The organism is Candidatus Poribacteria bacterium (genome assembly GCA_026706025.1).
In the GTDB taxonomy this organism is placed as follows: Bacteria; Poribacteria; WGA-4E; order WGA-4E; family WGA-3G; genus WGA-3G.
This window is the reverse complement of record JAPOZO010000041.1, coordinates 1-7,886: the sequence shown is the minus strand read 5'-3', so window position 1 is coordinate 7,886 and position 7,886 is coordinate 1. Positions and strand designations below refer to the sequence as shown.

At 47.7% G+C, this 7,886-nt stretch carries 5 protein-coding genes; 4 read left to right on the top strand and 1 reads right to left on the bottom strand.

From position 1 onward, the window contains the following. A partial coding sequence (locus OXH00_09055) for a hypothetical protein (protein MCY3741153.1) occupies nt 1-902 on the bottom strand: 902 nt, incomplete at its 3' end. A 929-nt stretch (nt 903-1,831) separates the two neighbouring features. On the opposite strand from OXH00_09055, the gene OXH00_09050 reads away from it, so the two are divergent. The 4 genes from OXH00_09050 to OXH00_09035 all read left to right on the top strand — a co-directional run bounded on the left by OXH00_09050 (nt 1,832) and on the right by OXH00_09035 (nt 7,368). Then, nucleotides 1,832-3,568, top strand: a complete 1,737-nt coding sequence (locus OXH00_09050) for a Rieske (2Fe-2S) protein (protein MCY3741152.1) — start codon at nt 1,832-1,834, stop codon at nt 3,566-3,568. 6 nt (nt 3,569-3,574) lie between these two features. Continuing rightward, nucleotides 3,575-4,849, top strand: a complete 1,275-nt coding sequence (locus tag OXH00_09045) for an ankyrin repeat domain-containing protein (GenBank protein MCY3741151.1) — start codon at nt 3,575-3,577, stop codon at nt 4,847-4,849. A gap of 66 nt (nt 4,850-4,915) precedes the next feature. Then, nucleotides 4,916-5,476 carry an ankyrin repeat domain-containing protein gene (locus OXH00_09040; GenBank protein ID MCY3741150.1) on the top strand — a complete coding sequence of 187 codons (561 nt, stop codon included), beginning with the start codon at nt 4,916-4,918 and terminating at the stop codon, nt 5,474-5,476. Nucleotides 5,477-5,619: 143 nt separating this feature from the next. Beyond that, a complete protein-coding gene (locus OXH00_09035) occupies nt 5,620-7,368 on the top strand; it encodes a Rieske (2Fe-2S) protein (GenBank protein ID MCY3741149.1) in 1,749 nt (582 codons plus the stop codon). Nucleotides 7,369-7,886: the final 518 nt, after the last annotated feature.

Below are 7,886 nucleotides of genomic sequence, written 5' to 3'. Positions count from 1 at the left end.
TGTTTGACCGCACGACTGTTGATATCGATCTTGAAGATTTGTTGTGTCTTATCTATGCCTTGTGTATACGCAAGCGCATTTTCATCTGGAGACCAGACCGGCAGATAGGCTCTAAGTCCTTTTTTACTCACAATCTGCTTAATCCGCGTCCCATCTCTGTTTAGAATGTAGATTGTTCCCTGATCAGCTAAGGCGGCATCGGGAGGTAGTGTGGAAAAAGCGATTTTATCGCCGCTCGGAGCCCATGCTGCGTAATTGGGGCGTAGCGGACGTGCGCCTCCGGCGGGATTGAAAAGTTTGAATGTGTCTTTTTTGTTTGTTTTTAAATTCAGAACGGAGAGTTTTCTGTCAAGCCAATCTGCGAAGATAAATACAATCTCTGTCTCGGTTGGAGACCAGTCAGGATTACCTCCATATTTGTTGACCCGTACGATCCGTCTCTCTTTTTCGCCCTCTATCGTTGCGGTGTAGACGGCTTCCTTGAAATATTGAAGGTATGCGATTTCTTTTCCATCTGCAGAAAAAGTGGGGTGGTGTCTCCGGTCTGAACGGTCAAAAATCTTCTGTACGTTTTCTCCATCAGCGTCCATCAAAAAAAGATCAGGAATCCCTTCATTTCGGTCGGAGACGAACAAAATTTGGTCTCCCGTCGGAGACCAGACAGCAGACGTATCATTGGCGCGGTGCCAAGTTAACCGAACCTGTTCACTTCCATCAGGATTCATCGTATAAATTTCCCCGTTGCCATCACGCCAGGAGGTAAACAAGATTTTTGGCGTTTTCGGTGCTTTCGCCCACGCACAATAACTGCTGGAATTGAATAGCACTAAACTGAGAAAATAAAAAATGAGAAAAAGTTTGATGTTCACGCGATAACACATTTCGGATTTGAAATTTTTCATTGCCCTTCCTCCGCGCTGTCGCCGACGGTTAATCCTATGACACTAATTCTAACCCAAGTTGCTACTAACTGGTTTTACACACTTCAGAAAGGTTTTTCATCTTTTTCTTCACCCCGTAGGGGTGTAATGTCTATAGAAATGACGTATCTAATCTCTTGCACTCCGTAGGAGTGCTATTGCTTCGTAGTGAGAATAAATAGGTGGCAACTTGCGTTAATTCTAACTTAAGGTTGTGATTGGTGTCAAACTTTTTTACGGAGATGGAGGCCTATTTATAGTGAAACGAAAAAATAAAGAGACACTTTCCTCCTCCGGTAGGTTCGGTTTCCTAACCGAACCGACACAAAGTGTCCTATTAATTCTAAATTTTACTATAGTTTTCGATCTTTAACCTCTTTAGACGGGAAATCGCGACCCAAAAGTCGCTTCTACGGTGGAGATGTCGGATTTAAGGGACTCTTATAAATATAAACAGATGAAATGTCACCAACAAAGGTGGACATCCTAATTAGGAGATTGTTTTCATCAAATTTACTTGACATTTAATAATATATATGTTATAATAATTAATACATATTTAGCAAAAATATGTATTGACAGGCGATATTAGGACAAATAGATTAGCGTTTATTACAGCGTTGCAGAATAGCGCGGTAGATAAAAATCTGGCACAGAAAAATGTTTAAATCTGAAACAATAAATTGTAACGTTTGTCCAATTTCTTTCGTGTATTTCATTGAAGAGTGGTACGCAAAAGTTAGCTATCCAATAGGGAAAAGATTGGGAATTAGGGCTCAATAAATTGCCTGTGAATTCCCGTGACAACTGCGTTTAGAAAAAACATCGGTGTGCAACATTTTTACAGCCACAGAGTGTCCTATTAATTCTAAACTTTACTATAAAAACAGATTTGGGAGGAACGTAAAATTATGGAGCATCAAGCACAAAACTGGGTGAAAGTCGCCGAGTTAAGTGAGGTGCCTGAAGGGCAACCGAAAGCGATTCAGATGGGAGAAGGGCGCAGCATTGCGCTTTTCAATGTTGATGGAAAGATTTACGCAACGGATAACCAGTGTCCGCACATGGGCTATCCACTCACACGCGGAACCGTCCGGAACGGTATCCTAACCTGTGATTGGCACCGTCGCAGTTTTGATTTGGAAGGCGGCGGCTGCTTCCATGTTGAATGTGACGACCTCCGCGTCTTTCCGGTAGAAATACGGGGTGACGAAATTTGGATTGACCCCGGAGATATGACCTATCGCCGCGCAGAGGAGCATAAGCAGCTGCTCCGGGAAGGTCTTTTGAGTGAAGACCGATGGACGATGTCCAAGGCGATCGCACTGCTACTGAAAGGCGGTGTGCCGGAAGCAGAGGTTATGGGTTCAATTCTGGAACACGTTAGTCGGCACATTGCAACCTCTCACGGCGCAGAAGGTGGCAGCGATGTGTCCAGACTTATCAATGGACTCAGAGTCGGACGCAAATACAATGGTGCTGATAGACTCATCGCTGTTACGACTGCAGCGTGTTCCGCTGCAGGTCCCGCTTCAGAACGGCTGGAGGTTGTGCCGTTGCCGGAGCCGGTTGCGTGGGAGAAGATAAGCCGGTGGGTTCGGAACTTTTCTTATGAAGGGCAGTCGGGACGCATTGAACGCTGTTTGTTCACTGCATATCACAAGGGTGATGCAGATAAGTTGTCCGCGCTCCTCTTTGAATGTGCAGTTGAACCGCATTTTATTGACGCACCGGATATTCCGCTCTATGTGAGTTATCTCGCTGAAGTTGTTGATGAATTTGGGTGGGAACACGCGGCGGAGTTGTTCTTCTATCTCGGTGCCCAACTCGTCGGGCATCGTCCGGATGATCCTGAACGGTATCGGAGAGACGCTATCGGATTTATGAGAGAGATACTTCCGACCATCGAAGGTGCTACCTTAGACCAAAAAGCTGAATTTGACGAGGACGCGTTTGTTGCGGCACTCACGAGTGTCAATCTTGAGCGGTCTTTTAAGGCAGTGCAAACTGTCTTGGTTAATGGGGTCAAGTTAGACAGAGTTGTTACAACACTTGTTTTGCTTGCAGCTGACCGCATGGCAAATACACCTGTAAATGTGGATGCCGGTTGGGAAAACTTAACGATGGAACTCAATCTCGCGGCATCATTACGGAGTGCACAACAAATTGGTGGAAATCTTGTTACAGCGAAAGGCGTTTTCCACGTTGCGTGGCAAATCTTCGCGGATCGCTGGATAAACATTCCCGCGCGAGTTCTCAGTGAACCCTTGAGTGAAGAAAAGTTAGATGTCGCGAATGAAGCAGAGGGGCTCAAGGACATTATTGATACAATTGAGACGCTCGATGTTCAAGGTGTCGGACCAAAGGTGCTGGGTTACCTAAACGCGGGTTATTCTGCTGATCGGCTGATGGAAGAGATCGGTCATACGGTGCTGTGGGATGATACGGGAAGTGAGGTACTGCCGACGCTACGCACCGTGTTTGAAGAATGGAAGTATGCGGACGGACATCCGGCACAGTCCCAATTGTTGGTCGGACTCGCGCGCTACGTCACGGATATCCGATCGAACACGGACAACAAATCTGCGGCGACGACCGCAATGCGTTTCGCCGAAGGCAGAACAACAATTGAGGTCTTTGAGGAGTAATATCTAATGGACCAAAACGCTCGGCACTTCCCACGGACAGAGTATATTGAGGCTGTGAATAAAGGAGACGCGGACCACGTCAAATCCCTGTTAGCAGCTAACGAGGCACTCCTTGAGTTCATTGATGCGCCTTGGTTTGCTTTTGATGCTCCCGCCGTTGTGTTTGCCGCTGCAATCGTCAATCGTCCGCTCGTAGAGGTACTGCTTGATGCGGGTGCAGACATCAACGCGAAGAGTTCTTGGTGGGCAGGTGGCACTTCAGCACTCCAGCACGCAGCGGGTTCGATGCTGGCGTACAACACGGAGTTGGCTGAGTATCTCATTGAACGTGGCGCAACGATTGACGCACACGCTGCAGCTGGCTTGGATAGGGTTGAAACGCTTCAGGCATTGATTCATGAGAATCCGGATGTTGTCAACGCACCCGGATGCGATGGCATGTCTCCGCTTCATTTCGCAGCAACCCCTCGCATTGCTGAACTATTGCTTGCACACGGGGCAGATATAAATCTGCGCGACCGCGACCATTACGGGACTGCAGCGCAGTGGACGATGCGCAGACGACCTGAAGTGTGTCGCTATCTCCTTGAACAGGGTGCTGAGGCGGATGTTGTGCTCTATTGTGCGATGGGTGATGCTGAACGAGCAAAGACGGAATTTGAAAAAAATCCGGAACTCCTCAATCTCAGGATTAATGTGAAATCCCCTAAAGGCTACGTCATACCAACATTAGAGTCGCCTCAAGTTGAGGAAGTCCCCGGCGGACATGTTTATGCTTATCAAGTCGGACCTACCATGCCGCTGCTTGAGATAGCACTGCAGTCTAAGCAGCCAGCAATCGTGGATCTACTGATTGATTCGGGCTATGAGATCAACTTGCGAGATTGGTATGTGCTTGTTGGGCAGGGACCTAAGCGGTTTGATGTATTGGTGAAAGGGTTTCTGGCAAAAGGTTGGGATATCGACGCGCGTCAGAAGCATCGGCGTGGCATGTGGGCACCGCTACATTGGGTAGCACAACGCGGTTTAACGAACGGTGTCGCCTGTTTATTGGCAAACGGTGCTGACCCGAATGTAACCGATGATAAAGGGCAAACGCCGCTACACTTCATCGCGCAGAAGGGTGTCGGTAAAAACCAAGCGAAATTGTTGATTGAACACGGGGCGGATCCAAACGCACGTGATGATACGGGACAGACCCCGCTGGATTACGCCAAGAAAGCGAAACGGAAAACGGTTGCAGATTTCCTAACGAAATTAGGGACGAAAAACGACAAGTAACCGACATCTGCTAAATTAACATAGCCGGTGTTTTTTAGGCTAATCCAGTGTTAGGAGGATTTGGGAATGCAATACGATGACAATTCACCGTTCTATAAATTGCTTGCTACGAAATATAAAAAAGAAGAGGAAACTCTCGGCATTTCTATTGTTGAAGCGCATCCAGAAATTGCGAAATTGACGTGGCCCGGGCCCGATGAACAAGGGCAGCCATTTGTCAAGGGCAGTACCGCGCTGCATTACGCTGCCAATGACGGAAAAGATCAACTTGTTCTTAAACTTCTTGAACATGGATCGGATATTAATGCAAGTGGGGCAAACTGGTACCGATCTGTGCTTTCTTGGGCGGCAAATAATGCGAGGATTTCGACGATCCGGCTACTTCTTGAAAACGGGGCGGATCCAACATCCCTTGATGCGCTACATGCCGCAGCATTTGGTGGTTCCTCTTGCGGTGAAGGCAGAGAACAAGAATATGCAGAAACATTGCAAATCCTGATTGACGCAGGTGCCGATATGAACGATCGCCGTCATTATCAGAACCAAACCCCACTTCGGACTGCTTTAATAAGCGGGAACAGAGGTGCGATTGTATATTTACGCGGGATTGGTGCTCCAGAAGCATAGAATCTACTTACGCTGTCAATGTGTTTGATGGCAAAGTAGGTTGGATAGGATGGAATGAAACCTAACAATTGAATTTGCGATATGCACATTAATTTTCGGTAAGAACAGATGTCTCTTACCTTCATATCATAGGAGAAAGTATAATGTTATCCGAAAATGGAAATTTCGTCAAAGTCGCTGCCCTCAGCGAAGTCGCAGAAGGAAAACCGAGGGCAGTCAGAGTTGAAGGACATAGCATCGCCCTCTTTCAACATGAAGGGGCTGTCTATGCGACAGATAATCAGTGTCCACACATGGGGTATCCGTTGGTGAGAGGACGTGTCAGGAAAGGTGTTTTATCGTGTGATTGGCACGGTTGGAGTTACGACATGGAAGGCGGTGGATGTTTCACCGGCGGTTGTGATGACCTTGCCACGTTCCCCGTTCAAGTTCGCAACGGTGATATCTATGTAGATGTTGCCAGCGGCGGAAAGAAACGCGATGATGCCCATTTTCTGTTATTGAAAGAGGGTTTACTATCCCACGACAACTGGACGCTTTCTAAAGCCATTGCCATTATGTTAGCGAGGGGCGTTTCGGAAGAAGAGACGTTGGAAATCATGGTCAGGCACATGGGACACCATATCTCTACAGATGAGGATGCCTTCAATGGCGGTAGAAAATTAGCAATGATGATGAACGGGCTTAAGGTCGCACACATGTATCAACCCGAAGACCGCCTCATCCCGCTGATGATGTCTGCATCGGGCGCAGCCGGTAGACTCGGTGATCGACCGGACCGTCAACCCTTGCCGCCACCTGTTGACTGGCAGAAACTCGAAGACTGGATTCGAGTGTTCACTACCGATAAGGAGTGGGAAGGCATCGAAAAATGCCTTATCACTGCACGACAATTGGGCGGGCATGATGAGAAAATTATCCCGCTTTTCTTTCAATGTGCGGTTGAGTCCTTTTTCCTTAACCATTCTGACAACCTCATCAATCTCGCACACTTGGCTGAATTACAAGAGCGATTTGGATGGGAACTCACTGGCGAATTAGTCTGCAGTCTCGGCGCAAAAACACTTGGGCAAGGGCGCGGTAGACCGGGCGAACTTCACCGTGAAGCCATCCAAAAAATGGAAGAAATTGCGCATATCTTTGATGAGCTGCCGCAAGGCACATCCGCTGAAAGTGCCGCTGATTACGACGAAGACGAATTTTCAGCAGCACTCGTGAGTGGTGATCTCGACGAAGTTTTTGATGCCGTAACGGAAAATCTTACCGCTGGGGTCCCCATTAACACACTCGCGACAACTATGGTCATGACAGCAGCGGATAGGATGGCACGGACACCTGTCAACATGAGTCCGGGGTGGTGGGATCTAAAAGATGAGATGGAGTTGGGATCGACGGTGAGAAAGGTGCTTCGGTACGGTGGCACTAAAGTCGCTGCTAAGGCGCTCTATCATGCAGCGTGGCGATTTTTCAACAACCGATGGCTCAACATCCGTCATCAGCCGATCACAGAATCAAGAACATCTACAACGCCTGTCCTATTTGATGAAGACGCAGCGATCACCGAAATTTTGGACGCAATTGAATCTGTCCGCATCCAAGAAATCGGGCGGCGTACCCGTGAGTATCTGAATGCAGGAGGTTCCGCGGCGCGGTTAATGGCTGAAATGGGGCTATGTATCCTCAAGGATGATAACGGCGAAGAACTTCTCAGTTCAATCTACATTGTGTCTGAGGAATGGAAAACGTGCGAGTCGCATCCTGCCAGAAATCAGTTGATAGTTGGGTTGGCACGCTGGGCGACGGATATCCGTAGAAACGCTGGAAATGATTCCGCTGTCCAGACTGCGCACCGTTTCGCACGTGGTGAAACCGCGACGGAACTGTATGAATAGCCAGTTTACTATTGGGTCATTTAGTTTTCGATTTTTAATCCGCTTTTAGAAAATCAGACTCGGTAGGTGCGGTTTTGCGGCGTACGTGAAGAAACACTTTCTTTGCATTGGATTTTAGCGTTTGCAAAAACCCCAAATGCGACCTGCATTCCAACCGCACCATAAGTGTCAATTTTAGAAACAAGAACCGTCTCAGACCCAGGGCCGGTAGGTTCGGTTTCCTAACCGAACCGGATCCTACGCGGAATTCTTGAAGACTTCAAAAACTTCTTCAGTCCCGTAGGGACGTTATGTTTATAGCAGCGTTTTCGAGTAAGCATCCAAGCCCTGTAAGGGCGGAAACCTGTTTATATCCACCGTTGCTAAAATGTTGTCAAAATCACTAAATTGACACCTATGGTGCGATTTCCTAACCGCACCATAAGCGTCAATTTAAAAAAAGTTATGCCCTGAAGACCCCAGGCCGGTAGATGCGGTTTGCAACCGCATCGGATACGACGCGAAAACCTTCAGACCCA